Source organism: Edwardsiella ictaluri ATCC 33202 (assembly GCF_000264785.1).
Taxonomy (GTDB): domain Bacteria; phylum Pseudomonadota; class Gammaproteobacteria; order Enterobacterales; family Enterobacteriaceae; genus Edwardsiella; species Edwardsiella ictaluri.
In genome coordinates, this window is the sequence record NZ_AFJI01000064.1 from 39,470 (window position 1) to 65,353 (window position 25,884).

General features: G+C 58.2%; 26 protein-coding genes. 9 read left to right on the top strand and 17 right to left on the bottom strand.

Annotated elements, in window-relative coordinates; all coding sequences use genetic code 11:
* Positions 1-1,254, bottom strand: a complete 1,254-nt coding sequence (locus EIEH_RS09600; protein ID WP_015870972.1) for a D-amino acid dehydrogenase — start codon at positions 1,252-1,254, stop codon at positions 1-3.
* Between the two features lie 166 nt (positions 1,255-1,420).
* Between EIEH_RS09600 and EIEH_RS09605 the strand changes: the two genes are divergently transcribed.
* Positions 1,421-2,959 (top strand): SpoVR family protein, encoded by a 1,539-nt coding sequence (locus EIEH_RS09605; protein ID WP_015870971.1) that lies wholly within the window; start codon positions 1,421-1,423, stop codon positions 2,957-2,959.
* Between the two features lie 61 nt (positions 2,960-3,020).
* On the opposite strand, the gene fadR is transcribed toward EIEH_RS09605, so the two are convergent.
* Positions 3,021-3,740, bottom strand: coding sequence for a fatty acid metabolism transcriptional regulator FadR (gene fadR, locus EIEH_RS09610; protein WP_015870970.1), 720 nt, complete (start codon positions 3,738-3,740; stop codon positions 3,021-3,023).
* A gap of 229 nt (positions 3,741-3,969) precedes the next feature.
* Here fadR and EIEH_RS17690 point away from each other — a divergent pair, with 229 nt between their 5' ends.
* The 3 genes from EIEH_RS17690 to dsbB all read left to right on the top strand — a co-directional run bounded on the left by EIEH_RS17690 (position 3,970) and on the right by dsbB (position 6,864).
* The gene (locus EIEH_RS17690) at positions 3,970-4,254 is read left to right on the top strand and encodes a hypothetical protein (RefSeq protein ID WP_071525717.1); all 285 of its coding nucleotides are present in this window, start codon (positions 3,970-3,972) and stop codon (positions 4,252-4,254) included.
* 410 nt (positions 4,255-4,664) lie between these two features.
* Positions 4,665-6,239, top strand: a complete 1,575-nt coding sequence (nhaB, locus tag EIEH_RS09615; RefSeq protein ID WP_015870969.1) for a sodium/proton antiporter NhaB — start codon at positions 4,665-4,667, stop codon at positions 6,237-6,239.
* A gap of 94 nt (positions 6,240-6,333) precedes the next feature.
* The gene (dsbB, locus tag EIEH_RS09620; RefSeq protein ID WP_015870968.1) at positions 6,334-6,864 is read left to right on the top strand and encodes a disulfide bond formation protein DsbB; all 531 of its coding nucleotides are present in this window, start codon (positions 6,334-6,336) and stop codon (positions 6,862-6,864) included.
* An 81-nt stretch (positions 6,865-6,945) separates the two neighbouring features.
* Here dsbB and EIEH_RS09625 read toward each other — a convergent pair whose 3' ends face one another.
* The 4 genes from EIEH_RS09625 to EIEH_RS09640 all read right to left on the bottom strand — a co-directional run bounded on the left by EIEH_RS09625 (position 6,946) and on the right by EIEH_RS09640 (position 9,141).
* Positions 6,946-7,377, bottom strand: coding sequence for a universal stress protein (locus EIEH_RS09625; protein WP_015870967.1), 432 nt, complete (start codon positions 7,375-7,377; stop codon positions 6,946-6,948).
* 108 nt (positions 7,378-7,485) lie between these two features.
* Positions 7,486-7,947, bottom strand: a complete 462-nt coding sequence (locus tag EIEH_RS09630; protein ID WP_015870966.1) for a YcgN family cysteine cluster protein — start codon at positions 7,945-7,947, stop codon at positions 7,486-7,488.
* Positions 7,948-8,060: 113 nt separating this feature from the next.
* Positions 8,061-8,717, bottom strand: coding sequence for a fumarylacetoacetate hydrolase family protein (locus EIEH_RS09635; protein ID WP_015870965.1), 657 nt, complete (start codon positions 8,715-8,717; stop codon positions 8,061-8,063).
* A 142-nt stretch (positions 8,718-8,859) separates the two neighbouring features.
* Positions 8,860-9,141 (bottom strand): YcgL domain-containing protein, encoded by a 282-nt coding sequence (locus tag EIEH_RS09640; protein WP_015870964.1) that lies wholly within the window; start codon positions 9,139-9,141, stop codon positions 8,860-8,862.
* Positions 9,142-9,277: 136 nt separating this feature from the next.
* On the opposite strand from EIEH_RS09640, the gene minC reads away from it, so the two are divergent.
* Genes minC through minE form a run of 3 tightly spaced genes read left to right on the top strand, consistent with a single transcriptional unit; the run spans position 9,278 to position 11,069 of the window.
* Positions 9,278-9,958 (top strand): septum site-determining protein MinC, encoded by a 681-nt coding sequence (gene minC, locus EIEH_RS09645; protein WP_015870963.1) that lies wholly within the window; start codon positions 9,278-9,280, stop codon positions 9,956-9,958.
* A gap of 25 nt (positions 9,959-9,983) precedes the next feature.
* On the top strand, positions 9,984-10,796 hold the full coding sequence (gene minD, locus EIEH_RS09650) for a septum site-determining protein MinD (protein ID WP_015870962.1): 813 nt from the start codon (positions 9,984-9,986) through the stop codon (positions 10,794-10,796).
* Positions 10,797-10,799: 3 nt separating this feature from the next.
* Complete coding sequence (minE, locus tag EIEH_RS09655) at positions 10,800-11,069, top strand: cell division topological specificity factor MinE (protein ID WP_012848314.1); 270 nt, start codon at positions 10,800-10,802, stop codon at positions 11,067-11,069.
* A gap of 232 nt (positions 11,070-11,301) precedes the next feature.
* On the opposite strand, the gene rnd is transcribed toward minE, so the two are convergent.
* From rnd to EIEH_RS09680, 5 genes are all read right to left on the bottom strand, one after another.
* Complete coding sequence (rnd, locus tag EIEH_RS09660) at positions 11,302-12,417, bottom strand: ribonuclease D (RefSeq protein WP_015870961.1); 1,116 nt, start codon at positions 12,415-12,417, stop codon at positions 11,302-11,304.
* 136 nt (positions 12,418-12,553) lie between these two features.
* Complete coding sequence (gene fadD / locus EIEH_RS09665) at positions 12,554-14,233, bottom strand: long-chain-fatty-acid--CoA ligase FadD (RefSeq protein ID WP_015870960.1); 1,680 nt, start codon at positions 14,231-14,233, stop codon at positions 12,554-12,556.
* A gap of 303 nt (positions 14,234-14,536) precedes the next feature.
* Positions 14,537-15,139, bottom strand: a complete 603-nt coding sequence (locus tag EIEH_RS09670; protein ID WP_035609376.1) for a Slp family lipoprotein — start codon at positions 15,137-15,139, stop codon at positions 14,537-14,539.
* Between the two features lie 111 nt (positions 15,140-15,250).
* Entirely contained in the window at positions 15,251-15,952 is a 702-nt protein-coding gene (gene tsaB / locus EIEH_RS09675) for a tRNA (adenosine(37)-N6)-threonylcarbamoyltransferase complex dimerization subunit type 1 TsaB (RefSeq protein ID WP_015870957.1), read from the bottom strand.
* 73 nt (positions 15,953-16,025) lie between these two features.
* Positions 16,026-17,960: a DNA repair helicase YoaA gene (locus tag EIEH_RS09680; RefSeq protein ID WP_015870956.1), complete on the bottom strand. Its 1,935-nt coding sequence runs from the start codon at positions 17,958-17,960 to the stop codon at positions 16,026-16,028.
* A 166-nt stretch (positions 17,961-18,126) separates the two neighbouring features.
* On the opposite strand from EIEH_RS09680, the gene EIEH_RS09685 reads away from it, so the two are divergent.
* Entirely contained in the window at positions 18,127-18,471 is a 345-nt protein-coding gene (locus EIEH_RS09685) for a RidA family protein (protein ID WP_015870955.1), read from the top strand.
* A gap of 34 nt (positions 18,472-18,505) precedes the next feature.
* Here EIEH_RS09685 and mdtI read toward each other — a convergent pair whose 3' ends face one another.
* The 6 genes from mdtI to zwf form a co-directional block, all read right to left on the bottom strand.
* The gene (gene mdtI, locus EIEH_RS09690) at positions 18,506-18,835 is read right to left on the bottom strand and encodes a multidrug/spermidine efflux SMR transporter subunit MdtI (protein ID WP_015870954.1); all 330 of its coding nucleotides are present in this window, start codon (positions 18,833-18,835) and stop codon (positions 18,506-18,508) included.
* Entirely contained in the window at positions 18,822-19,205 is a 384-nt protein-coding gene (mdtJ, locus tag EIEH_RS09695) for a multidrug/spermidine efflux SMR transporter subunit MdtJ (RefSeq protein WP_015870953.1), read from the bottom strand. The genes mdtI and mdtJ overlap by 14 nt, the downstream gene beginning before the upstream one ends.
* A 609-nt stretch (positions 19,206-19,814) precedes the next feature.
* Positions 19,815-20,456 (bottom strand): bifunctional 4-hydroxy-2-oxoglutarate aldolase/2-dehydro-3-deoxy-phosphogluconate aldolase, encoded by a 642-nt coding sequence (locus tag EIEH_RS09700; RefSeq protein ID WP_015870951.1) that lies wholly within the window; start codon positions 20,454-20,456, stop codon positions 19,815-19,817.
* Positions 20,457-20,590: 134 nt separating this feature from the next.
* Positions 20,591-22,411, bottom strand: coding sequence for a phosphogluconate dehydratase (gene edd / locus EIEH_RS09705; RefSeq protein WP_015870950.1), 1,821 nt, complete (start codon positions 22,409-22,411; stop codon positions 20,591-20,593).
* A 7-nt stretch (positions 22,412-22,418) separates the two neighbouring features.
* Positions 22,419-23,114, bottom strand: coding sequence for a 6-phosphogluconolactonase (pgl, locus tag EIEH_RS09710; protein WP_015870949.1), 696 nt, complete (start codon positions 23,112-23,114; stop codon positions 22,419-22,421).
* Between the two features lie 54 nt (positions 23,115-23,168).
* A complete protein-coding gene (gene zwf / locus EIEH_RS09715) occupies positions 23,169-24,641 on the bottom strand; it encodes a glucose-6-phosphate dehydrogenase (protein WP_015870948.1) in 1,473 nt (490 codons plus the stop codon).
* Between the two features lie 354 nt (positions 24,642-24,995).
* Between zwf and EIEH_RS09720 the strand changes: the two genes are divergently transcribed.
* Entirely contained in the window at positions 24,996-25,865 is an 870-nt protein-coding gene (locus tag EIEH_RS09720) for a MurR/RpiR family transcriptional regulator (protein ID WP_015870947.1), read from the top strand.
* Positions 25,866-25,884 lie beyond the last annotated feature (19 nt).

Here is a 25,884-nt window from a genome sequence, read left to right on the forward strand (position 1 = left end):
TTACGCGGTATAGCGGGAAACTGAAAGATCGTCGACACGGATCGTCGGCGTCACGCCGGAGATAATATCCGCCAGCAACTGCCCGGAGCCGCAGGCCATGGTCCATCCCAGCGTACCGTGACCGGTATTGAGATACAAATTCTCCAGCGGCGTCGCCCCCACCAGCGGCGTACCGTCCGGTGTCGCCGGACGCAGACCACTCCAAAAGCTCGCCTGCGGCAACAATCCGCCGCGCGGATAGAGATCGCGAACCACCCTCTCCAGAGTACGACGCCGAGCCAGTGGCAGCGACATGTCAAAGCCGACCACCTCGGCCATACCGCCAACCCGGATACGCCGATCGAAGCGGGTGATCGCCACCTTATAGCTCTCATCCAACACCGTCGAGCGTGGCGCGGCATCGGGGTCGTCGATGGGCAGTGTCAGGGAGTACCCCTTCAGCGGATAGACCGGGATCGCCACGATATCCTGCAACAGCCCGGTAGAGTAGGCTCCCAGCGCGACCACATAGGCGTCCGCCACCAGCGTATCGTGGCCACACTGTACACCCTGTATCCGTGCCCCGCTGCGCAGTAGCCGCAGTACCTGGGTACTAAAGATAAAATGAACCCCGGACTGCGCCGCCTGCTGCGCCAGATGACGGGTAAACAGCTGGCAGTCCCCGGTTTCATCATGAGGCAGATGCAGACCGCCGCTCAAGCGCACACCTGCCACCGCCAGCGCCGGCTCTACCGTCGACAGCTGCGCTGTCGGCAACAGGCGGTAAGGCACCCCGGCCTCACGCAGAACGGCAATATCACGCGCGGCATTCTCATACTGCTGCGGCGTACGGAACAGCTGCAGGGTTCCCAGCTGCCGTCCCTCGTAATCGATGGTCGTCGTCCGGCGCAGCTGCGCCAGGCAGTCACGACTGTATTCGGCCAGCCGAACCATCCGCGCTTTATTTTGGGCATAGTGGGTGCTGTCGCAGTTACGTAACATCTGCCACAGCCAGCGCAGCTGAAACAGCGAGCCATCCAGACTCATCGCCAGCGGCGCATGACGCTGAAACAGCCATTTCAGCGCCTTAAGCGGGATCCCCGGCGCCGCCCAGGGCGCCGCATAGCCCGGCGAGATCTGTCCGGCGTTAGCGGCGCTGGTCTCCAGCCCGGGCCCCTCCTGACGATCGACCACCGTTACCTGATGACCAGCCTGCGCCAGATACCACGCACTGGTCACGCCGATCACACCGCTTCCCAATATCACTACCCGCATCTTCGCTTCTCCGCTGCTGCACACATGCCATATACGCTGTACATCAAGCATATGCAATAACCGGAGCGCATGCTGTGGTAACCCGGCAGTTTTCAGTACGGTAGGCTACGCTTGTATCAGGACGGCATGCTGCGGTCCGTATAATAAGCTTGAGGGAGGTGTATACATGGCCAGGTCAAACGCTGCAACCCGTAACTCCGCGCCGTGCCTGAGCGATGGCCCGGACTGGACGTTTCCGCTGCTTCAGACCTATCTGAATGAGATCGATCGGGTTGCCCGGCACTACCGGCTGGACACCTATCCGCACCAGATAGAAATCATTACCGCCGAGCAGATGATGGACGCCTACTCCAGCGTCGGCATGCCGATCAACTATGCCCACTGGTCCTTCGGCAAAAAGTTTATCGAGACCGAACAGCGCTATAAACATGGCCAGCAGGGATTGGCCTATGAGATCGTGATCAACTCGAATCCCTGTATCGCCTATCTGATGGAAGAGAACACCATTACCCTGCAGGCACTGGTAATGGCCCACGCCTGCTATGGCCATAACTCTTTCTTTAAGAATAACTATCTGTTCCGCACCTGGACCGATGCGGGCTCCATCATCGATTACCTGCTGTTTGCCCGTAACTATATCCGCCAGTGCGAAGAGCGCTACGGCATCGAAGAGGTCGAGAAAATACTGGATTCCAGCCATGCGCTGATGAACTACGGTGTAGATCGCTACAAACGACCGCAAAAAATCTCACTGGACGAGGAGCGCGCGCGCCAGAAGGCGCGCGAAGCCTATCTGCAGAGCCAGGTCAACGATCTCTGGCGTACCCTACCGCGCCGGGAGGCCGGGATACTGGCCAGACAGGAGCAGCACTTCCCCAGCGAACCTCAGGAGAATATTCTCTATTTCCTGGAAAAAAACGCGCCTCTGCTGGAATCATGGCAGCGGGAAATCGTGCGTATCGTGCGTAAGATCAGCCAATACTTTTACCCGCAAAGGCAGACACAGGTCATGAATGAAGGCTGGGCCACCTTCTGGCACTATACCCTGCTCAACCATCTCTACGACGAGGGGCGGGTCAGCGACCGCTTTATGCTGGAATTTCTGCACAGCCACACCAATGTGATCACCCAGCCATCCTATAACAGTCCCTATTACAGCGGCATCAACCCCTACGCTCTGGGATTCGCCATGTATCAAGATATTCGGCGCATCTGTCAGCAGCCTACCCCTGAGGATCGGGAGTGGTTCCCCAATATCGCCGGGCGTGACTGGCTGGAAACGCTGCACTTCGCCATGCGTGATTTTAAGGATGAGAGCTTCATCAGCCAGTTCCTGTCGCCGCGTCTGATGCGCGAGTTCCACCTGTTCAGCGTCCTGGACGACGAGCGTAATACCTATCTGGAGATTGAGGCCATCCATAACCAAGAGGGCTATCAGCTCCTGCGGGAGCGGCTTTCATCCCAGTATAATCTGAGCAACCTCGAACCCAATATTCAGGTCTGGAACGTCGCACTGCGCGGCGATCGCTCGCTGACCCTACGCTATATTCCCCATAACCGGACCCCGCTGGATACCGCCAGCCGCCGGGCGGTCATTAAGCATCTGCAGCGACTGTGGGGCTTTGACGTCTATCTGGAGCAGGTAAACGAAGGTGGCGGCGTAGAGCTGCTGGAGCGATGCCCACCGCATCCTGACGGGATCTAAGTAAAGACCGGGGGGGCCAGGCGCCCCCGGTTAACGGAGATCTGATGAATGCTCCGCCTGATCAGGCGTGCCCATCGGCCAAGTCGCGCGGGATCCCGCTCTGCATTCCATGCCAGATGGCGCCGCTCTCTTTACCGTAGCTGCGGACAAAATCCATCACCCGGTCATACTGGCGGGAGGCTGCCAGCTCGCCGAGACGCGAATAAAACGCCAGTGCCAGACGGCGTGCCTGTGGATTGGAAAAGTAGTAGCGACCGACCCGGGTATACAGACCCTTCAATCCATTGAGGATCAGGCCATAGATCGGATTGCCGCAGGCAAAGGCCAAGGCGCGAAAAATACGATAGTCCAAGTCGGCAAAAGCATCGGCGCTATCCTCCACCGTCGGGGCATCGGCTACAATAGCCTGAACCCTGTCCGGGTGCTGACGCACCGCGGCGCGAATGAAGATAGCGGCAATATTGGTACGTACGGCCAGCACATTATCGATTAGCTGCGGGACGCTATCGTGATCCAAACGTGCCAGCGTCTCCAGAATATTCAGCCCGGAGGTTTCCCAAAAGTTGTTCACCTGCGTCGGCTTACCATGCCGGATGGTCAGCCATCCATCGCGCGCTAAACGCTGCAGCACCTCACGCAGGGTAGTTCGGGTAACGCCAATCAGCTCAGACAACTCACGCTCTGCGGGCAGGATAGAACCGGGAGGGAAACGGTTATTCCAAATACTTTCAATCAAATACTCTTCCGCAAAACCAGCTGGACTCTGCGCCTTAATAACCATGTTGTTAACGTTCCGTCACGACAATAAGAATAAGCAAAAACAAGGTTGCTCATCATACCAGATGGCAACCCGTTGATATAGCGCCGATGGCGCTTACATATGCAAACTGTCTTCACGACAGCACAAGCGAGATCACCAATACAAAATGAGAATAAAATTCATTTTCCATTGAGACTGCGACAACACTCCCTATATAATAATAATCATTATCAATGTAGGGAGGTAGATCATGGACGTCACGGGTATTCTTATCGTCAGCACAGCCGTACTGAGTAGCGCCGCACTGCTGGTCACCCTGTTTGCCGACGGTGGAGCACCGCGTTTCCTGCGCTCTCCTCCTCCCCGCACAGAGCCATGCTGCGACCGCTCCCGACTTCCTGCGCAGGAGGATATACCAACCCCCGTCCTGGGTAATCTTACCCTGTCCCCAACGGCGCAGCCTCGTCTCGGCTCGCTGGAGTTTCCCTTATCCGCACCGCGCATCGCTCTGGGGAATCTGGGATCCATCCCGTAACGTTTTATCCCATTCTATCGCATCGCGATCCCTGAGGTCAGCACACGACTCTAATAATTAATACTTTTCAGCAGATTACGCCTGTCTATAGGCACTTAACCGCGTTACTCCGCATTTCCAACGCCCCCCATTGCAGCTCCACACCAAAACCTGCAAGATTTGCCCTCATCAGTACGCCGCGCTACGCGGCGTCCGATCCGGACGAGGATGATGCCGAGGTAGGACACTTACATTAAGCAGCCCTACAATAATCAAATGATTTATAAGAGATTATATCAAGGTGCCACTTTGCCGCCCGACGAGGAAGTAGTATAGTCTAATAATTTCCCGGCAAAGATATTCTCCGTTCCGCTTTCTGGGATCGCAGCCGATACCGGCAAATCACATAAGAAATCAGGTTTAACAACGTTATGACAATCACATATACCCAGGCCTTCGCGAAGAACTTCCTCGGTAATGCGCCAGGCTGGTACAAAATCGCTATTCTGGCCTTTTTAATCATCAACCCACTGGTTTTTTCCCTCAGCCCTTTCTACGCCGGCTGGCTGTTGGTGATCGAGTTTATCTTCACCCTGGCTATGGCGCTAAAGTGCTACCCCTTGCAACCGGGCGGCCTGTTAGCGCTGGAGGCCGTATTTATCGGAATGACCAGCCCAGAGAAGATCGCCCATGAGGTGGCCGCTAACCTGGAAGTACTGCTGCTACTGATTTTCATGGTAGCCGGTATCTATTTTATGAAGCAGCTGCTGCTGTTTGTATTCACCAAGCTACTGCTTAACATCCGCTCGAAAATAGTCCTATCGCTGGCCTTTTGTCTGGCGGCGGCGTTCCTGTCCGCCTTTCTCGATGCCCTGACGGTGATCGCCGTTGTCATCAGCGTCGCGGTGGGATTCTATGGCATCTATCATCAGGTCGCCTCTGGCGGTGGCAGCAACGTGGCGCTCAGCGACGATAGCCTCCTGACCGACAGCGCCAAACGCGATGCCCTCGATCAGTTCCGCGCCTTTCTGCGCAGTCTGCTGATGCATGCCGGCGTCGGCACCGCCCTCGGCGGCGTCATGACCATGGTCGGTGAGCCGCAGAACCTGATCATCGCCAAAAATGCCGACTGGCATTTTGTGTCGTTTCTGCTGCGCATGGCTCCGGTTACCGTACCGGTCTTCTGCTGCGGTATCCTCACCTGTTACCTGGTCGAGCGATTTTCCCTGTTCGGCTACGGCGCTCAACTGCCGGATCGCGTACGTCAAATCCTGCTCAACTTCGATCGGGAGAGTACCAACAGCCGCAGCCGCCAGGATAAGCTGCGCCTGATGATACAGGCCCTGGTCGGCGTCTGGCTGGTGAGCGCACTGGCCTTCCACCTGGCTGAGGTTGGGCTGATCGGGCTGAGCGTGATCGTACTGGTTACGTCACTGTGCGGGGTCACCGACGAGCACCTGATCGGCAAGGCATTTCAGGAGTCTCTACCCTTCACCGCGCTGCTCACCGTGTTCTTCTCCATCGTGGCGGTGATCATCGATCAGCACCTGTTTACCCCGGTGATCCAGTTTGTGCTGCAGTCACCACCGGATCGTCAGCTGACCTTGTTCTATCTGTTCAACGGCCTGCTCTCGTCGATCTCCGATAACGTCTTTGTCGGTACGGTCTACATTCACGAGGCTAAGGCGGCGCTGGAGTCTGGCGCTATCTCCCTGAAACAGTTCGAACTGCTGGCTGTCGCCATTAACACCGGCACCAATCTGCCGTCGGTAGCGACTCCCAACGGTCAGGCCGCGTTCCTGTTCCTGCTGACCTCCGCGCTGGCGCCGTTGATCCGTCTCTCCTATGGGCGCATGGTCTGGATGGCGCTGCCCTATACGGTGGTGATGACGCTGGTGGGTCTGCTGTGCGTTATCTTCACGCTTGAACCGGCAACGCAGCTCATGTCCCAGTGGCATCTACTGACCCTGCCGCCGGCCCAGGACGTACTCAGCAGCGGGCTATAACTCCCGCACGTCGCGCATTTCAGATAATTTTTTCTGGCAGTGTGCAGGCAATGGTTTACACTGATTACACCTTTTGTGACATGGAAATCGGGTTATGTTGCAATTTTTGAAGCGTTGTTCGCAAGGGCGCGGCGCCTGGCTATTGATGGCGTTTACTGCGCTGCTGCTTGAGTCGACCGCGCTCTACTTTCAGCATGTAATGCTGCTAAAACCCTGCGTCATGTGCATTTATGAACGCTGTGCCCTGTTCGGGATCCTGGGAGCGGGGCTGCTGGGTGCTGCTGCGCCGAAAACCCCGCTGCGCTGGGCCGCACTACTGCTGTGGCTGTACAGCGCCTATCGCGGACTGGAGCTGGCCTGGCAGCACACCATGATCCAGCTGCACCCCTCTCCGTTCAATACCTGTGACTTTTTTGTCTCCTTCCCCGCTTGGTTGCCGCTGGACAAATGGCTTCCATCCGTCTTTTTCGCCAACGGGGACTGCGCTGAACGCCAGTGGCAGTTTCTGAAACTGGAAATGCCGCAGTGGCTGGTCGGGATCTTTACCGCCTATCTGCTGATCGGTCTGCTGGTGCTGATGGCTCAGCTGGTCAAGGAAAAGCGTCGCTCGCTGTTTAATCGCTAGGCTTGTTGCTAACGCCCACCATCCACGTCAAAAGGCACCCTAGGGTGCCTTTTGCTTTTCCCGTCGGGTGTGATGGGGCGCTTAACGGGCGACCAACACCGAGGTACGCGCGTGACGAACGATCGCTGCCGCATTGGAGCCCAGCAAATAGGTTTTCATGCTGGGGCGCCGCGATCCGATCAGGATCAGGTCGGCATCAATACACTGTGCCTCTTTCAGAATTTCGTCATAGATACCGCCCTGACGCACCACCACGCTGATGTTTTCCGCCGGAAGCGGCAGCGTATCAGCCAACGCCTGTAGACGCGAACGCAGATCATCGCCAATCGCATCATCGAACTGATTGGTCTGTGGATTAAAGCGGTTGAGGATAAAATCGGGGATCTGTGCGACGACGTACATCAGGCGCACCCGGATATCCTGGCTGCGGATCACGGCCTTCACCTGATCCAACGCCATCGCCGTCAGCGCCTCTTCTCCCAGATCCAGCGGTAGTAAAATGTTCTGATACATCTGTTCCCCCCTCCTGTTCTGTGATGGTATTCCCGCGGCATACGTAGCATGGCGGCGCAGCAGCGGGCCAAATCATCATACAAATCAGGTGAGGTGACCACAACTGATTTACGCCTCTCCTTCCCCCTGCTGCCACAGCGGCTGACGCATGATATGTTGTTCCCAATCGCTGACCTCGCTTTCACGCTCCGCGATATAGCGCACCGAGATACGCGCCGCATGCATCGCCGCTTTAGACCCGCTCCGCAGCGGATGCCACGTTGGCAACGACGCTCCCTCGCTCAACAGACGATAGGTACAGGTCGGCGGCAGCCATTCGAAAGTCGGCAGATTCTCCCGCGTCAATTTGATGCAGTCTTCTTCATACTCAAAGCGCCGTGCATAGTGGCGACACTGGCACGTCTTAATGTTAAGCAGGTTGCAGGCCACATTAGTAAAATAGATCTCATCAGTATCCTCATCCTGCAGCTTATGCAGGCAGCACTGACCGCAGCCGTCACACAGCGCCTCCCATTCGGCGTCACTCATCTGTTCCAGCGTTTTTTCCTGCCAAAAAGGTGTTGTACCCATGTTCACATTACCCGCAGCTGTGCTATCAAAGTCGCTCTGTATAGACGCTTTACGCGACAGATGCAAGCCTCTTGAGCAATAGCGGGTACCTCACCGTCGCTTCCACGGCGGTCTCAAATTATCCGGGTCGTCAGAATACGCTCGTTCAGACCAATGGTCAGCATGTCGCCGGAGAGCAGCGGACCGACGCCGGCCGGCGTCCCCGTCAGCACCACGTCCCCGGCACGCAGGGTAAAGAAGCGGCTCATATAGCTAATCAACGGCAGGATGGGCGTCAGCATATCGCGCGTATTGCCAGACTGTCGCAATACGCCGTTAACGCTCAGCGTAAGAGCGGCGTTTTGCGCATCGCCGAATTCGCTCTCAGGAATAAAACCGGATATTGGGCAGGATCCATCAAACGCCTTGGCCTTCTCCCAGGGATAGCCGTGCTTTTTGCATTCGCGCTGCACGTCGCGCAGGGTGAGATCCAACGCTACACCATAACCGGCGATGGCGCGCGCCACCCGATCGTCATTCGCCTGGCTCAGCGGTATACCGATCAGCACCGCCAGCTCCACCTCGTGGTGCACCTCCCCCAGCCCGTGGGGGATCACGATTGGCTGACGCAGATCGCACAGCGCACTCTCCGGCTTGAGGAACAGCACGGGCTCCGGCGCGGCCTGGCTACCCATCTCACGGATATGCTCACGGTAATTGTTACCGACGCAGACCACCTTACTGACCGCTAACTCAAGCAGGGCGCCCTGCCAATCACGATGCTGATACATCCCTCACCTCCCCTCAGGCTGGGGTCGCCTGTGGCAACCCGAATCATCAGTCTATCGATTATCCATCGCGGTGGAAGCGCCCCCCCGGGCAGATCGTGATATCGTTCACAGCATTAGGCCGAGAAGCGGGCGGAAATACACTTCATAAGGCCGTTTTGCCCTGAGCATGCAGGTGCCCTTTCAGCAAGTTCTCTGGCGGCGGCGGCAACTGTAGATAATAACCCTGCCCAGCCAGCGCCGCTTTCACCATCGCGATCTCCGCTCCGGCCAGACGCGTGCGGGTGGCCAAATTAAGCACCATTGCCAGCTGAGGCTGGCCGAAACTCTTCAGCAGATCAGGTGGAATCCGGGAAAAATCATCTTTCTTTTCCACATACAGATATGTTTGATCGCGTTTGGAGCTTCTGTAGATCACACAAAGCATTTTTTCCACTCTATTTAATTCTGACGGCGACTTGCCTAGATATACAGCTGACTATAACATGCTTAGATACATCGGAATATCACGCGCGCCGTGGTTATTTCGGAGATTTCCCAGTTGCTGAGCTGAGTAAGGATAGATGTCACAAGCGCCAATAGAACTGAAAGGCAGCAGTTTTACACTCTCGGTTGTCCATTTGCATAATTCTCAACCAGAGGTAATTCGCCCGGCATTAATCGCCAAAGTCGGTCAAGCGCCCGCGTTTTTGAAAAATGCGCCTGTTGTTATTAATATTACTGATGTGAATGGCAGTGTGGAATGGCATGAAATGCTACGCATGTTCAGTGCTGCAGGGCTGCACGTCATCGGCGTCAGCGGCTGTCGCGACGAAACACAAAAACAGGCGGTACTGCATGCGGGATTACCGTTGCTCAGCGAAGGTAAAGGCGCGGTGAAGAAGGCGCCCGTCGCCCCGGCCACTCCCGTCGCGGCGAAAACCAAAATCATCAGTACCCCGGTGCGGTCAGGCCAGCAGATTTATGCGCGCAGCGGCGATTTGATCGTCACCAGTCACGTCAGCGCCGGCGCAGAGCTAATCGCCGACGGTAATATACATGTCTACGGCATAATGCGTGGGCGAGCGTTGGCCGGCGCCGCAGGCGACAGCGGCAGCCAGATCTTCTGCAGCCATCTCTCCGCCGAGCTGGTATCCATCGCTGGTCAGTACTGGCTAAGCGATCAGATCCCGGAAAACTATTATGGGCAGGCCGCCCACCTCACCCTGAGCAGCGGCGCCCTTACTATCCAATCTTTATTCTAGGCCCTTCTTCAAAAAGGATATTTTCATGGCACGCATTATTGTTGTTACATCGGGTAAAGGGGGCGTTGGCAAGACTACATCAAGCGCGGCCATCGCAACCGGACTGGCACAGAAAGGCAAAAAAACCGTTGTTATCGACTTTGACATTGGCCTGCGTAACCTTGACCTGATCATGGGCTGTGAGCGCCGCGTCGTGTATGACTTTGTCAATGTCATCCAGGGTGACGCTACGCTGAATCAGGCACTGATCAAAGACAAGCGCACTGAGAATCTATTCATCTTGCCCGCCTCTCAAACCCGCGATAAAGACGCACTGACCCGTGAAGGCGTAGAGAAAGTGCTCGACGACCTGCAGGAGATGGGCTTTGACTTCATTATTTGCGACTCACCGGCCGGTATCGAAACCGGGGCGCTGATGGCGCTCTACTTCGCCGATGAGGCCGTCATCACCACCAACCCAGAGGTCTCCTCGGTACGCGATTCTGACCGTATCCTGGGTATTCTCTCCTCCAAATCTCGCCGGGCCGAAAACGGTGACGAGCCTATCAAGGAGCACCTGCTGCTGACGCGCTATAATCCGGGCCGGGTCAGCCGCGGCGACATGCTGAGCATGGAGGACGTGCTGGAAATTCTGCGCATTCCACTGCTCGGAGTGATCCCCGAGAGCCCGTCGGTTCTGCGCGCATCCAACCAGGGCGAGCCGGTGATCCTGGACAATGAGTCCGATGCGGGCCTGGCCTACCGTGATACGGTCGAACGCCTGATGGGCGAAGAGCGTCAGTTCCGTTTTGTTGAAGAAGAGAAAAAAGGCTTCCTGAAACGCCTGTTCGGGGGATAAAACATGGCATTACTTGATTTCTTTCTGTCGCGCAAAAAAACGACAGCCAATATCGCCAAGGAACGGCTGCAAATCATCGTCGCGGAGCGGCGCCGGGGAGACAGCGAGCCCCACTATCTCCCTCAGCTAAAGCGCGACCTGCTGGCGGTCATCTGTAAATATGTGCAGATCGATCCCGAAATGGTCAGCGTACAACTGGAACAGAAAGGAGATGATATTTCGGTTCTGGAATTGAATGTCACCTTACCGGAAAACGAAGAAGCGCCGAAATGAGTGATACGCAGTGTTCCCTTATATATTAAGGGAGCAACTGTATAAATAAACAGACAGGTGACTATCATCTGCTTATTATTACGACGTATTTATAGAATAATCTGATTATTATGCTACGGCGCAGATTATCTGCCCGATAAAGTGAATAAATTTTGGTTTATTCTACAATTCAGCTCACCAATACAATAAAGGCAGCGCTAAGGCTGTCTTTATTATTTAGCGTCTGTGTACGCTATTTTTTCAGCATGTCATTCAGCCCATCGGCCAGCAGCTGACCACGCCAGCCGCTCAGCAGATCCGGCTGCTCCGCCTTCAGCTGCCAGTGCACACTCAACAGCTGATTAATCTGGCGCCGAGACGCCAACAGCTCCGCCGTCAGCCCCTGCTGCTCCGCTACCTGCTGCACCAGCGTCTTAATATACTTAAACGCCTGTTTATAGCCCGGGTGGTCGATCAAACGCCCAACGGTGGGCGGTAGCTGTGCCTCTTCCAGCGCAGCGCTGCGTCCGACGATCTCCAGCAGCGCCTTACCGTGATAACGGATCTCTGGTCCGCTGACACCGATTTCACTCAGCTCGGCCATCGATCCCGGCATATAGCGTGCCACCAGCCACAGACTCTCCTCACGCACCACAAAGTTAACCGCCATATCGCGGGCGCGGGCCTGATTCAGGCGCCACTCACCCAGCAGCTGCAGGCAGGCCAGCTGACGCGGACGCAGCTGCCAGGCGTTGGTCATCTCCCGGTAGACCAGCGCAGGATCCGCTGTTTCAGCGCGACGGCGGCACAGAGCCTGACACTCATCGAGTGCCGACGGCAACCAGCCGCAGGCCTCAACCTCTGCCAGCAGCTTATGCGCCATCGGCAGCAGGTAATAGACATCTGCCGCAGCATAGTCACACTGGCGCTCGCTGAGCGGACGGGCCAGCCAATCGGTACGCGACTCGCTCTTGTCCAGATCGACCTGCAGATAGGCGCTGACCATGGCGGCAAAGCCGCTGGAAAGCGGACGACCGCTAAAGGCCGCCAGGATCTGGGTATCGATCAGCGGCTGAGGCAGAGTCTGGAAGTCATGCAGAAAGACCTCCAGATCTTCGCTGCTGGCGTGCAACAGTTTGACGACCTGTGGGTTACGCAGCAGATCGACAAACGGTTGCCAGTCGGAGATCGTCAGCGGATCGATGAGTGACAGCATCTCACCGTCATACAGCTGCACTAACCCCAGCTGGGGATAATAGGTACGGGTGCGGACAAACTCCGTATCCAGCGCGATATAAGGGCAGGCGCTGGCGCGTTCACAGACCTCTTTCAGCGCGCTGCTGGAAGTAATTAACTGATACTTTAGCATTATAATCTCATCAAAACGCCTGCCGCGGCAGAACGTGAACGGGCGGTATCATTTCATTCCGCCCCAAAAAAACAGTGCGCCGACGGCCGCGCCGGCGCACTGCGGTTAACAACCGGAGACAGGGTACGCGTCGAAGCTACCGTTTGTCATCTGCCGCCTGTGCTTCGCGCAGTGTCCGGCGTAAAATCTTCCCTACATTGCTCTTGGGCAGCTCTGTATAAAATACCACCTGCTTTGGCACCTTATAGCCGGTCAGATGGCGGCGACAGTGGCTCACCAACTCATCGCGGGTCAGTCCAGGATCACGCTTTACCACGCACACCTTGACCATCTCCCCCGAGCTTTCGCTGGGAACACCGATGGCCGCACACTCCAACACTTTGGGATGCAGCGCTACCACCTCTTCAATCTCATTGGGATACACGTTAAATCCGGAGACCAGGATCATGTCCTTCTTACGATCGACGATGCGTAAAAAGCCCTGCTCATCCATGGTACAGACATCGCCGGTGGCCAACCAGCCGTCACGCATAATCTCTTCCGTTGCCTCCGGACGCTGCCAGTAGCCGCGCATAACCTGCGGACCGCGCACCTGCAGCTCTCCGGCCTCCCCCGGCGCGACCTCACGGCCTTCGTCATCCACCAAACGGACATCCGTCGACGGTACCGGCAGCCCGATGCTACCGCTGTAGCGCTTCAGATCGTAGGGATTCCCCGCCACCAACGGTGAGCACTCGGTCAGCCCGTAGCCCTCCAGTAAATGGTGACCGGTCAGCTGCTCCCAACGTTCGGCTACCGCCTTTTGCACCGGCATCCCGCCGCCCACCGACAGCCGCAACGACGAAAAGTCCAGCTCGCGGAAGTCTTCATTGTGCAGCAGCGCGTTAAACAGCGTATTCACTCCGGTCAGCGCCGTGAACGGGTATCGGCTCAGCTCACGCACCATGCCCGGAATATCGCGCGGGTTGGTGATCAGCAAATTACGGCCGCCCAGCTCAATAAACAACAGGCAGTTTACCGTCAGGGCAAACACGTGGTAGAGCGGCAGCGCTGTAACCACCATTTCATGCCCCACCTTCAGTAACGGGCTATACGCCGCCTTGGCCTGCTCCAGGTTCGCCTGCATATTGCGGTGGGTCAGCATCGCCCCCTTGGCGACGCCGGTCGTACCGCCGGTATATTGCAAAAAGGCCAAATCATCGTTGACGATATCCGGCTTAACATACTGCATGCGTCGCCCGCGCTGCAGCACACGGCGGAACGAGATCGCGTCCGGCAGATTATATTTAGGCACCAGACGCTTGATGTACTTGACCACAAAGTTAACCAACGTGCCTTTCGCCGTCGGCAGCTGATCGCCCATCCGCGTCAGGATCACGTGGCGAACCTGGGTCGAGAAAACCACCTTTTCCAGGGTATGGGCAAAGTTGGAGACGATGACAATCGCGCTGGCGCCGCTGTCATTCAGCTGGTGCTCCAGCTCGCGCGGGGTATACAGCGGGTTGACGTTGACCGCCACCATCCCGGCACGCAGGATACCGAACAACGCGATCGGATACTGCAGAAGATTGGGCATCATCAGCGCGACGCGATCGCCCTTCTGCAGCCCAAGACCGTTTTGCAGGTAGGCGGCAAAGGCGCGGCTGCGCTCCTCCAGTTTGCGGAAGGTCATTATCTGTCCCATATTGATGAACGCAGGCTGATCCGCGTAGCGTGCTACGGCGTGTTCAAACATGTCCACCAGCGAGGCGTAATGATCCGGATTGATTTCCGCCGGCACATCTACCGGATAGCGTTTAAGCCAAACCTTTTCCAAGGCGCTTCTCCCGTGTTTCTTATCTGTATGAGGGGTACGGATATCGCCCCGCGCGGGCGGTGCCACGCGTATCGAATAGGCGATAGCGCTGTCGAATATGCCCTCCTGGCATTAAAAACAAATAACCCCGCAGGGCGGGGTTTCTTTGTTCACAGCCGACGCATCCACGCGCAATACATGGACAGCAGGCAGCATGTCATTTTATACCTGACGGGCGCCAATGACACCAAAATCTGCCCGCCGCCCCCGACTTTGTCCGCTTTTAACACGCAAACGCGCAGGCTTTGCGCAATCTCCGCGCCGCTAGGGCTGCGGCACCACGACGTTTTCAATCCGCGCCGGCATCGGAGCATACCAGCCCCAGCCCGGGCCAAAGCCCGGCCCCCAGTAATGACGGCGCCAATAGGGATCATAGCCCCAGGGGCCGGGGCCAATCGGCTGCGGCGGCATAATCACCTGCTGATCGACCTGCCAGCGCTGATAGCCGCCGATATCCATGGTGACAAAGTTATAGGGCGTCTGGCCGATCTTTCCCTCTACGCTGCCGGTCAGCGGTCCGACCACCGTCACCAGCTGGCGATTAAAGTTGATCGGGTCAAGAAAGACACTGCTTTTGGCCAGAATGCGCCCCAGTACCGGCTGCCCCAAAATCGGTCGGGCACCGCTGTCCAGCGGCATCACGGCGATCTCCAGGTAGCTGGCCTCTTTCTTGTTGGTGACGCTGACCACCGTGCCGCCGAAACGGGACTCCTGGCCGACGTATAAATCCGGCGCATTATGCACCGCCACAAAGTTCTGCTGCGGCGTCGGTGAGGTGCCACGCACCGACTCCGGTACGCTCACACATCCGGCCAGCAGCAGCGCAGCGGCTACCCCGGCGATGCACTTCATCTTTATCCGCATCATTACGCTCCCCTTTACCTACCGTGCCCAAAGCGACGGCGAGATATGCCCGCCGTTGGCGGCGCCTACACTCTTCTTTGACCCGCCGTTCTGCGCCGGGTTCCCCTGCAGGCGTTAGCCGCGCCCCGGCAGTTTCTTCCAGGTCACTTCATTGCGCAGGTAGATCGGCTGCGCCTGCTCCACCGCCACCGTCTCCCCCGCCTGCCAGGCGTGCAGCGCCAGCGGCAGCATATCTTCGGCGTGAGGCAGCAGCATTTGCCCGTCGCGCAGCATTGGGCCCGCGTCCTGCGCCAGATCGGGATAGGCCTGCCAGCCGGTACCGGCCATCGCCCACTCCCCCTGCAGCGCGGCCAAACGGGCGCCCGCCTGCTGTGGATTAAGCACCGCCTCGGTGGCGCCGCCGTGCCAGACACCGTCGCTATCGCGGCAGTACTCGCCCCAATAAACCTCGCCCATGCGCGCATCGATCGCGCTCACAACCCGGCCCGCCGCCGTACAGCGCCAGGCGCCCTGCGCCATCGTCGCCAGCGTGGAGACGCCGATCATCGGCAGCCCGGCACCCAGTGCCAGTCCCTGGGCGATCCCCACGCCGATACGCACACCGGTAAAGCTGCCCGGCCCGCGGCCAAAGGCCAGCGCATCCAGCTGGGCCAGCGTCACCCCCGCCCCGGCCAGGATCTGCTGCACCATCGGCAGGATACGCTGGGTGTGTTCGCGTGGACAGATCTCAAACAGCGCCAGAGACTCACCGTTATTCCACAGTGCAACGGAACAGGCTTCCGTTGCGGTATCAATCGCTAAAATTCGCGTGGACATGCCAACCTCGGCAAGAAAAGAAATGAATTATCAATGGGCAGAATAATAACACAGCCCCTTAACCCTGTGTTTCTCAATTCACCTTTCCCTCCTCCGGCGCCATGCTTGGCACGGCGCGCAAAAAGTCGATAACCCGCGCCAGATCGCGGGTGCGCGGCGCAGGCGGCAGGCTGCGCAAAAACACCTCGCCATAGGGGCGCATCACCAGGCGGCTGTCGCAGATAATGATGGCCCCGCGATCGCGGCTGTCGCGGATCAGACGCCCCACCCCCTGCTTCAGGGTGATCACCGCATCGGGCAGCTGTACCTGGGTAAAGGGATCGCCCCCACGCAGACGACAATCCTCCATGCGTGCCTTGAGCAGCGGATCGTCCGGCGCGGTAAAGGGCAGCTTGTCGATTATCACACAGCTCAGGGTATCGCCGCGCACGTCCACGCCTTCCCAGAAGCTACCCGTCGCCACCAGCAGCGCGTTACCGGCGGCAATGAAGTCAGCCAGCAGCCGGGACTTTCCGCTCTCCCCCTGCACCAGCACCGGCAGCGTGAGGCTGGCGCGAAAGGCCTGCGCCAGCTCGCGCATCATGGCGTGTGAGGTACACAGAAAGAAACAGCGGCCATTGTTGGCCTCAATCAGCGGCGTCAGCATCTGCGCCAGCTGTGCGGCGGCACCGCGCTGGTTGGACGGTGGCAGGAAGCGTGGCACGCACAGCAGCGCCTGATGAGCATAGTCGAAGGGACTGGGCAGCAGCAGGCTCTGCGCCGCCGTCAGCCCCAAACGCGCACTGAAGTGCGAGACGTCATCCTCCACCGCCAGCGTTGCCGAGGTAAAAATCCAGGCTCCGGGCTTACTGCGCATCAGCTCACTGAATTTCTCCGCCACCGTCAGCGGCGTCAGCGCCAGCACGAAATGACGCGGCGTACACTCATACCAGTATGAGTAGCCGGGCTGCATAACGTCAGAAAGGCGCTTCAGACGGTTGCGGTACAGTGTGGCGCGCTCAAAGGCGGCATCGAGCAGCGCCGAGCGGCCCAGCGACATTTTCATCACGTCGTAGCACAGCTCCAGTGCATCATCCACCAGCACCAGAGAGCGGCGCACCTCGGCCTGCGCGAGGATATCGCGCAGGTTACCGCGAAAGCCCGGATCGCCCAGAACGATGCGCAGATCGAGGCTGCGCTGGGTCAGCAGATCGGCGCTTTTCTGCAGCTGGGCGACGTCCCGCAGCTCGGTACGGTACGCCATGATCATGTCGCGCGCCAGATCCAACAGCTGGCGGCTGGAGAGCTGCTGGCCAAAATATTGACTGGCGATGTCCGGCACCTGATGCGCCTCATCAAAAATGGTCACTTCAGCCTCCGGGATCAGCTCGCCAAAGCCCCCCTCTTTGACTACCAGGTCGGCTAAAAACAGATGGTGGTTCACCACCACGACCTGAGCATCCATGGCACGGCGGCGCGCCTTGACCACATAGCACGCTTTATAGTGGGGACAGTCCCCGCCCAGACAGTTATCGTTATTACTGGTCACCAGCGGCCAGACGGCGCTATCTTCCGCCACCCCATGGCAGTGGCTGATATCGCCATCCCCGGTCTGCGATGACCAGCTGCGCACCCGCATCAGCTCCGCCAGCAGCGCCGGGGCGATATCGCCACCTGCCAACGACTGCTGCTCCAGGCGCTCCGGGCACAGGTAGTTGGCCCGCCCTTTCAGCAGCGCGGTCGCCCCCTGAAAGTTCAGCACCCGCTTCATCAGCGGCAGATCGCGGTTATACAGCTGATCCTGCAGCGCCTTGGAACCGGTCGAAATGATCACCTTATGGCCGCAGCGCAGCGCCGGAACCAGATAGGCAAAGGTCTTACCGGTGCCGGTACCGGCCTCCACCACCAGCGATCCCCGCGCCGCAATCACCGCGCTGATCGCCTGCGCCATCTGACGCTGGGCCTCCCGGGGGGTGAAGCCGGGAATACTCTGGGTTAATAGCCCGTCGGGGGCAAAATCATCGGCCACGGCATCTCTCATCAGGAGGAGTAAAAAGGGGATTATGCCAACTCCGCGGCGCAAGCTCCATCTTCCCGCGCAGATAGCGCGCGACGTGGGGGCGCGGAGGATACAGCCGCGCCGCTTTTGAGTATACTGACGCCGCAGACACCACCACTTATTAAGGGCGAGATTTATGTCTATCGAACGTATCAATCCGGAGCAGCGCTGGTCTGATGCCACCGTCTTCAACAACACCATCTACTTTACCAGTGTGCCGGAAAACCTGGATGCCGACGCAACGGCGCAGACTGCCAACGCGCTGGCTGCCATCGACATGTTGCTCAGCCAGCTGGGCAGCGATAAGACCCGGATTCTTGATGCCACCATTTTCCTGGCAGACAGTGCGGACTTTGCAGCCATGAACGCCGCCTGGGACGCCTGGGTCGCCCCCGGTAAAGCGCCGGTGCGCTGTACCGTGCAGGCCAAGCTGATGCACCCGCAGTATCGGGTAGAGATCAAAATCGTCGCCGCCCGCTGAACAAACGGCCCGCAAGTGGGCCGTTCTCCAAAATTCAGGCCAGCTTAATCACCGCCATACCGGCCAGCAGCAGCAGCAGCCCGCACCACCCCTTGCAGTTTAGCCGCTGACCAAACAGCACCCAGCCCGCCGCGATAGTCGCCATAATGCCAAAACCACCCCACAGGGCGTAGGCGACGGACAGTTCAATCCCCTTTACCGCCTGACTCAGCGCCCCAAAGGCGGCCAGTACGGCCAGCAACGACAGTACGCCCGGCAGTGGGTGGCGAAAACCGTCAGACCATTTGAGCAGAATATTGGCCGCGATCTCCAGCGCCACAGCCAGTGCCAGCCAAACGCCGTATACCCATTCAAGCGACGACATGTTTCCTCCCCGTCGGCCCCGTCACCGGGCTGGAGGGCGAGCGCCTCTTTTTCACCGTACCGGACTTCAGCAAGATGATCCCCCCTACCAGCAGCCCTAGGCCGCTCAGCTTGAGCACAGATATTGGCTCGTCAAACCACAGCACGCTGAACAGCGTAATAAACAAGATGCCAATCCCCTCCCACAGGGCATAGGCCACCCCCAGCGCGACCCGCTTAACCGCAAAGGACAATAGGATATAAGAAAGGGTCACCATCAGCAGCATGACGACATTGCCGCTCATCGTCCCGCTGACGCTGGCCCATTTCATCGAAAGGGTGCCAATAATTTCAGCCACGATGGCACATGCCAGGAAAATCCAGTAAATCATATTCTTTCTCCAATGATTTAATTTTATTTATTGGTGCATTGTTTGATTCCACTGATCTTACCGCCGGGTTTACAAAACGTTAGATATAAGAATCCATCGCAAACAATCGGCGCCGCTCGCGTAGAGTGGAAATAGTAAGATGATACCGCCAGCACGGGCGTACTAAGCGCAACCGTGGGGAGATACCTGGAGAAAAAGGCGCTATAACTCACTGCACCAGTGATACTCACTGGCAATCGTGGAGGAAATGAATAACAGATATGCAGAGGTTTTAATCATTAAACGATTATACTTTTTCATAGTGGTTTACCCTATTCCCCCGTACCTGAATCTGGGTGTACGGTTTGTGCAGTGTCCTCCGGTAATTAATTGATATATTAGTTGTAGCACAGGCTATTTTTTATAGCAAACCACCTTTTACTACGTTCTTTAAATAAAATCACTGAAAATAAATAAGTTATCATCCATAAAAGAACAAGGCCGTCCTAAAAGGACGGCCTTGTTCTCCTGCCGGGTCAACGCATTAGGCGCACGCCCCGTGAACGGATGCCACGCCAATGGCTGCATAGCACCGCCCGCGCGATGAGTAACCATGCAGCGCGCAAAAAGTTACGCCTGAGCGCCGGCAACCGCCTCTTTCGCCAACGCGGTGATCCGCGCATAGTCCCCGCACTCCAGGGCGTCCGCCGGGATAAGCCAGGATCCACCGATGCACAGCACGCTCTTCAGCGCCAGGTAGCTGCGGTAGTTACCCGGTGAAATACCGCCGGTCGGGCAGAAGCGGATCTGGGAGAACGGCCCGGCGATGGCCTGCAGCGCTTTCACACCGCCGTTGGCCTCCGCGGGGAAGAATTTAAACTCTTTCAGACCGTAGTCCATCCCCTGCATCAGCTCAGAAACGGTGCTGATACCCGGGATCAGCGGAATACTGCCGGCCACGGCGGCCTGCAGCAAGCCATCGGTCAGCCCCGGGCTGATGGCGAACTGGGCGCCGGCCTCGGTCACCTGGCGCAGCTGCTCCGCATTGGTCACGGTACCGGCGCCGACGATGGCGTCCGGTACTTCCTGGGCAATCAGGCGGATCGCCTCCAGCGCACAGTCTGTACGCAGGGTCACTTCCAGTACCCGCACCCCACCGGCAACCAGCGCCTTGGCCAAAGGTATGGCCTGCTCCAGCGTGTTGATAACGATAACAGGTACGACCGGGCCTGTTTTCAGAATGGATTCCGCACTCACTTTCCAATTGTTCATTGTCGCTTCTCTCCAGATGCCTTACGGCGGATTAATAAGTGACCCCGAGCACCGGCATTCCCTGCCGGTCTGACGCCTGGGCCTGCGCCCGGGATCGGTCACAGCTATTGAGGCGGTATACGTCGCCTCGCCTATCAGGAACGGTAAAACGGGATGCAACTGGCGCCCTCTTCGGCACCGGACAACTGTTCACGCAACGCGTTGAACAGCTCACGGCCACAACCGTCGTGCAGCGCGGAGAGGTCCGGCTGGAATGCATCGCGCGCCGCCAGTTCCGCCTGATCCACCAGCAGGGTCAGCTCGCCGCTGCGCCCATCAACCCGGATCATGTCGCCGTTGCATACCTTGGCCAGCAGGCCACCGGCGCAGGCCTCCGGCGTCACGTGAATCGCCGACGGCACTTTACCCGAGGCGCCGGAGAGACGACCATCCGTCACCAGCGCCACCTTCAGCCCGCGATCCATCAGCACACCCAGCGGCGGCATCAGCTTGTGCAGCTCCGGCATCCCGATGGCCCGCGGTCCCTGATAGCGCACCACCACCACGCAGTCACGATCCAGCGCGCCCGCTTCAAAGGCCGGCAGCACGTCATGCTGGCTGTTAAACACCACTGCCGGTGCTTCAATAATCTGGTTCTCCTCCGGTACCGCCGAGGTCTTCATCACCGCGCGCCCCAGGTTACCGGACAGCACTTTGGTGCCGCCGTGAGGGGCAAATGGCGCCTCAATGCTGGCGATCACTGCCGTATCGTAGGAACGCCCGGTGCCTTCGCGGTACACCAGCTGCCCGTTCTCCAGGAACGGCTCCTGGGTGTAACGGTGCAGGCCGTGACCCGCCACGGTGTCGACATCGTCATGCAGCAGCCCGCCCTTCAGCAGTTCTCGCACCAGCAGCGCCACGCCGCCGGCCGCCTGGAAGTGGTTGATATCCGCCGGACCGTTGGGGTAAATACGGCACAGCAGCGGAACCGCCTCTGAGAGCTCGGAGAAGTCATCCCAGTTGATCAGGATGCCCGCGGCACGCGCCATCGCCACCAGGTGCATGGTGAGATTGGTCGAGCCGCCGGTCGCCAGCAGGGCGACAATGCCGTTAACCACGACCTTTTCATCCACCATCCGCCCGACCGGCAGATAGCTGCCACTGCTCTCGGTCATCCGCGTCACCTGACGTGCCGCCGCGTCAGTCAGCGCATGACGCAGCGCACAGTCCGGCTGAACGAAAGAGGCGCCCGGCAGGTGCATCCCCATCACCTCCATCACCATCTGGTTGGAGTTGGCCGTGCCATAGAATGTACAGGTGCCCGGCGCATGGTAGGAGGCAGCCTCTGACTCCAGCAGGGCGTCACGCCCGACCTTGCCCTCCGCAAACAGCTGACGGATGCGTACCTTCTCCTTGTTCGGCAGACCGCTGGCCATCGGCCCGGCCGGCACGAACAGGGTCGGCAGATGGCCAAAGGACATCGCTGCCATGAACAGCCCCGGCACGATCTTGTCACAGACGCCCAGGTACAGCGCGCCGTCGAACATGTTATGCGACAGCCCGACCGCGGCGGACATGGCTATCACTTCGCGACTCATCAGCGACAGCTCCATGCCATCCTGACCCTGAGTCACCCCGTCACACATCGCCGGCACGCCACCGGCTACCTGACCGACTGCCCCCACCTGATGCAGCGCCTGCTTAATCTGTTCCGGATAGCTTTCATAGGGCTGGTGGGCGGAAAGCATATCGTTATACGAGGTGATGATCGCGATATCACTTTTGGTCATGCTCTTCAGCGATGCCTTATCCTGCTGAGTACAGGAGGCGAAGCCGTGCGCCAGGTTGCCACACGCCAGCTGGGCGCGCTGCACACGTGTGCTGCGCGCCCGCTCAATCTTAGCCAGATACGCCACACGAGTGGCGCGGGAGCGTTCAATAATGCGTTGGGTAACACGTTCTACGATTGGATTCATTACAGCCTCATGCCGTCCAGTAGACGTCGACCGGCGTCATGCTCTGCTGGAGCACGGCGCGGATCGGCATCTCATTCACCTCCGCTCCGCCGGCGGCCTGCTCATATACCCTGCGTTTGGCGTTGCCCACCAGGTGCAGGTAAATATGACGGCTGTCCAGCAGGGCCGGGAGTGTGAGGGTGATGCGATCGAGCGGCGCCGTGAGCGGGGTCATCCCCATACACACGCGTCCGGAGTCCATCGCGAGAGCCGGGAACAGATTCTCTGCCCCGGGGAAAAGTGATGCGGTATGGCCGTCGTCCCCCATACCCAGGATCAGCGCGTCAAAGGGACGCGCCATTACCGCCAGCGCCGCCTCTGCGGCTTGCGCACCATCAAAGGGGGTCGCCGCGTCATTCTTCAGGCCAATAAAACGCGCCGCCGCCGCCGGCCCCTGTAACAGGTTCGCCCGTACCAGCTGCTCGTTGCTGGCGTCATCGTCTGTCCCGACCCAGCGTTCGTCCGCCAGGGTCACCCAGACCCGTGACCACTCGAGCGCTTGCTCACGCAGCACCGCAAACAGACCCAGCGGGGTGCGTCCACCGGAGACCACCAGGCTGGCCTGCCCGCAGGCGGCGATCCCCTGACGCAGGCGCTCGGCGACAGCCTCTGCCAGGTGGATGTTCAGCGCGTCCGCGCTGCCAAATTCGATAAGGTGTGCCATTTATATCTGCTCCTCTCGCGTTGCGCGGGGCGGCCTGCACCCCGCACAGTCCACTCAGAATTCGTTCCAGCAACGGCCGTCGCGGGTGATCAGCGCCACCGAAGATACCGGCCCCCAGGTACCCGCCTGATAAGGCTTCGGCGCGTCGTTGTCGTCGGCCCAGGCCGTCATGATGGAGTCGACCCACTTCCAGGCCTCTTCCACTTCATCGCGGCGGACAAACAGCGCCTGAATACCGCGCATTGCCTCCAGCAGCAGGCGTTCATAGGCGTCTGCCAGATGCTCCTGATGGAAGGTATCGGAGAAGCTCAGATCCAGCTTAGTGGTCTGCAGACGGTGTTTATGCTCCAGCCCCGGCACCTTATTCAGAATATCGATCTGTACCCCTTCATCCGGCTGCAGGCGAATGGTCAACTTATTCTGCGGCAGCGCCTGATAGGAGTCGCTGAACAGGTTCAGCGGTGGATTTTTGAAATAGATGACCACTTCAGAGCACTTGCTCGGCAGGCGCTTACCGGTACGCAGATAAAACGGCACCCCTGCCCAGCGCCAGTTGTCAATATCGACGCGAATGGCAATAAAGGTTTCCGTATTGCTGCACTTGTTCGCCCCCTCTTCTTCCAGGTATCCCGGCACCTTCTGTCCCTGCACGAAGCCGGCGGTGTACTGGCCGCGCACCGTTGTCTCACGTACGTTGCTGTGGTTGATGCGGCGTAGGGATCGCAGCACCTTGACCTTCTCATCGCGGATACGGTCGGTGGAGAGGTCCGCTGGCGGATCCATGGCGATCATGGTCAGGATCTGCAGCAGATGGTTCTGTACCATGTCGCGCATCTGTCCTGCCTGATCAAAATAGCCCCAGCGCCCTTCGATGCCGACCTCTTCCGCCACGGTGATCTGCACGTGGTCGATCATGCTGTTGTCCCAGTTATTGGCAAACAGCGCGTTGGCAAAACGCAGCGCCAGCAGGTTCAGCACCGTCTCCTTACCCAGATAATGGTCGATGCGGTATACCTGATTTTCATCAAAATAGCGCGCTACCTGATCGTTAATCGCCTGCGATGAGGCCAGATCGGTCCCCAGCGGCTTCTCCATGACGATACGGCTGGGCTGGAGGTTCATCCCCGCATGTCCCAGCCCCTGGCAAATCGCGCCAAAGGTACTCGGCGGCATGGCAAAATAGTTAATGGTCACCCGCTGCTGGGGCTCCACCCTCTCCGCCAGACGCTGAAAATGCTCGGTATCGTTGACGTCCAGGTTGCAAAAGTCGAGGCGGGCACTCAGACGCTGCCACAGTGCATCGTCAAGCGGCTCCTTCAAAAAGGTATCCAGCGCCTCACGCACCACCTTACGGTAGGCCGCGGCATCCCACTCGGCGCGGCCGACGCCGATAATGCGCGTCTCGGGGTGAATATGGCCAGCTTTTTCCAGTTGATACAGGGAAGGCAGCAGCTTGCGCCGGGCCAGATCGCCCTTGGCGCCAAAAATAATCAGGTCGCAAGCCTGTGCCGTTGACGTTACCGCCATATCTCTCTCCTCGTGCAGGTTACTTGTAATTTTTTTACAGAATCATTCTGATGATCCTGATTGTAGCGAGAAAAACGACTTTTCCGTTGCGCTTTCCATACACAGTTTGTGCGTAAAAGCGTAGTGCCAGCCTGCCATCGCACCATGCGACCGTCTCTTCTTGTAATTTTCTATCAAATTTGTATAAAAATTACCATGCCGAAAGTTAGACACAGCTCATACATTACAAAAAAAGCCGACAATAGACCGTTCGATGGGCTGCAAAGCCGTTATCTGTCGTTGTATATTTTCAACAAACGTTCATAGATTTCTCCTCTTTATGAAATCGTCCAACCCCATAAGTGGCCCTCTCCTATGAATACGCTGGAAAAAATCCAGGCGAATCTGGATCAACTGAGTAAATCAGAACGCAAAGTCGCCGAGGTGATCCTCGCAGTGCCGCAGACCGCCATCCACTCCAGTATCGCCACCCTGGCCAAGATGGCCGATGTCAGTGAGCCTACGGTAAACCGTTTCTGCCGTCGGCTGGAAACGAAAGGGTTTCCGGATTTTAAACTGCATCTGGCACAGAGCCTTGCCAACGGAACCCCTTACGTTAACCGCAACGTTGAAGAGAACGACAGTGTCGACGCCTATACCAGCAAGATCTTCGAGTCGGCAATGGCTGGCCTGGAGATGGCCAAAAACCACCTGGATATGGTCACCATCAACCGCGCGGTCGACCTGCTGACCCAGGCAAAGAAAATTTCTTTCTTCGGCCTTGGCGCCTCCGCCGCCGTGGCCCATGATGCCATGAACAAATTTTTCCGCTTCAACATCCCGGTGGTCTACTTTGACGACATCGTCATGCAGCGCATGAGCTGCATGAACTCCAACGAGGGTGATGTGGTGGTTCTGATCTCCCACACCGGGCGTACCAAAAGTCTGGTAGAAATGGCGCACCTGGCACGGGAGAACGATGCGACGGTGATCGCCATCACCTCGCGCGACACACCGCTGGCCCTGGAAGCCTCTCTGGCTCTGCTGCTGGATGTGCCGGAGGATACCGATGTCTATATGCCCATGGTCTCACGTCTGGCGCAGCTGACCCTGGTGGATGCACTGGCAACCGGCTTTACCCTGCGCCGCGGAGCGAAATTCCGGGATAACTTGAAGCGGGTCAAGGAAGCCTTGAAGGAATCGCGCTTTGATAAAAGCATCGCCCTGCCCGCACACTTTGAGTAAGGGAAGCAGCCACCCCGCC

What these genes read in the sequence shown, in the direction of transcription:
- EIEH_RS09600 (WP_015870972.1), bottom strand. Translation starts at nt 1,254, where the DNA reads ATGCGGGTAGTGATATTGGGAAGCGGTGTGATCGGCGTGACCAGTGCG.
- EIEH_RS09605 (WP_015870971.1), top strand. Translation starts at nt 1,421, where the DNA reads ATGGCCAGGTCAAACGCTGCAACCCGTAACTCCGCGCCGTGCCTGAGC.
- fadR (WP_015870970.1), bottom strand. Translation starts at nt 3,740, where the DNA reads ATGGTTATTAAGGCGCAGAGTCCAGCTGGTTTTGCGGAAGAGTATTTG.
- EIEH_RS17690 (WP_071525717.1), top strand. Translation starts at nt 3,970, where the DNA reads ATGGACGTCACGGGTATTCTTATCGTCAGCACAGCCGTACTGAGTAGC.
- nhaB (WP_015870969.1), top strand. Translation starts at nt 4,665, where the DNA reads ATGACAATCACATATACCCAGGCCTTCGCGAAGAACTTCCTCGGTAAT.
- dsbB (WP_015870968.1), top strand. Translation starts at nt 6,334, where the DNA reads ATGTTGCAATTTTTGAAGCGTTGTTCGCAAGGGCGCGGCGCCTGGCTA.
- EIEH_RS09625 (WP_015870967.1), bottom strand. Translation starts at nt 7,377, where the DNA reads ATGTATCAGAACATTTTACTACCGCTGGATCTGGGAGAAGAGGCGCTG.
- EIEH_RS09630 (WP_015870966.1), bottom strand. Translation starts at nt 7,947, where the DNA reads ATGGGTACAACACCTTTTTGGCAGGAAAAAACGCTGGAACAGATGAGT.
- EIEH_RS09635 (WP_015870965.1), bottom strand. Translation starts at nt 8,717, where the DNA reads ATGTATCAGCATCGTGATTGGCAGGGCGCCCTGCTTGAGTTAGCGGTC.
- EIEH_RS09640 (WP_015870964.1), bottom strand. Translation starts at nt 9,141, where the DNA reads ATGCTTTGTGTGATCTACAGAAGCTCCAAACGCGATCAAACATATCTG.
- minC (WP_015870963.1), top strand. Translation starts at nt 9,278, where the DNA reads ATGTCACAAGCGCCAATAGAACTGAAAGGCAGCAGTTTTACACTCTCG.
- minD (WP_015870962.1), top strand. Translation starts at nt 9,984, where the DNA reads ATGGCACGCATTATTGTTGTTACATCGGGTAAAGGGGGCGTTGGCAAG.
- minE (WP_012848314.1), top strand. Translation starts at nt 10,800, where the DNA reads ATGGCATTACTTGATTTCTTTCTGTCGCGCAAAAAAACGACAGCCAAT.
- rnd (WP_015870961.1), bottom strand. Translation starts at nt 12,417, where the DNA reads ATGCTAAAGTATCAGTTAATTACTTCCAGCAGCGCGCTGAAAGAGGTC.
- EIEH_RS09670 (WP_035609376.1), bottom strand. Translation starts at nt 15,139, where the DNA reads ATGATGCGGATAAAGATGAAGTGCATCGCCGGGGTAGCCGCTGCGCTG.
- tsaB (WP_015870957.1), bottom strand. Translation starts at nt 15,952, where the DNA reads ATGTCCACGCGAATTTTAGCGATTGATACCGCAACGGAAGCCTGTTCC.
- EIEH_RS09685 (WP_015870955.1), top strand. Translation starts at nt 18,127, where the DNA reads ATGTCTATCGAACGTATCAATCCGGAGCAGCGCTGGTCTGATGCCACC.
- mdtI (WP_015870954.1), bottom strand. Translation starts at nt 18,835, where the DNA reads ATGTCGTCGCTTGAATGGGTATACGGCGTTTGGCTGGCACTGGCTGTG.
- mdtJ (WP_015870953.1), bottom strand. Translation starts at nt 19,205, where the DNA reads ATGATTTACTGGATTTTCCTGGCATGTGCCATCGTGGCTGAAATTATT.
- EIEH_RS09700 (WP_015870951.1), bottom strand. Translation starts at nt 20,456, where the DNA reads ATGAACAATTGGAAAGTGAGTGCGGAATCCATTCTGAAAACAGGCCCG.
- edd (WP_015870950.1), bottom strand. Translation starts at nt 22,411, where the DNA reads ATGAATCCAATCGTAGAACGTGTTACCCAACGCATTATTGAACGCTCC.
- pgl (WP_015870949.1), bottom strand. Translation starts at nt 23,114, where the DNA reads ATGGCACACCTTATCGAATTTGGCAGCGCGGACGCGCTGAACATCCAC.
- zwf (WP_015870948.1), bottom strand. Translation starts at nt 24,641, where the DNA reads ATGGCGGTAACGTCAACGGCACAGGCTTGCGACCTGATTATTTTTGGC.
- EIEH_RS09720 (WP_015870947.1), top strand. Translation starts at nt 24,996, where the DNA reads ATGAATACGCTGGAAAAAATCCAGGCGAATCTGGATCAACTGAGTAAA.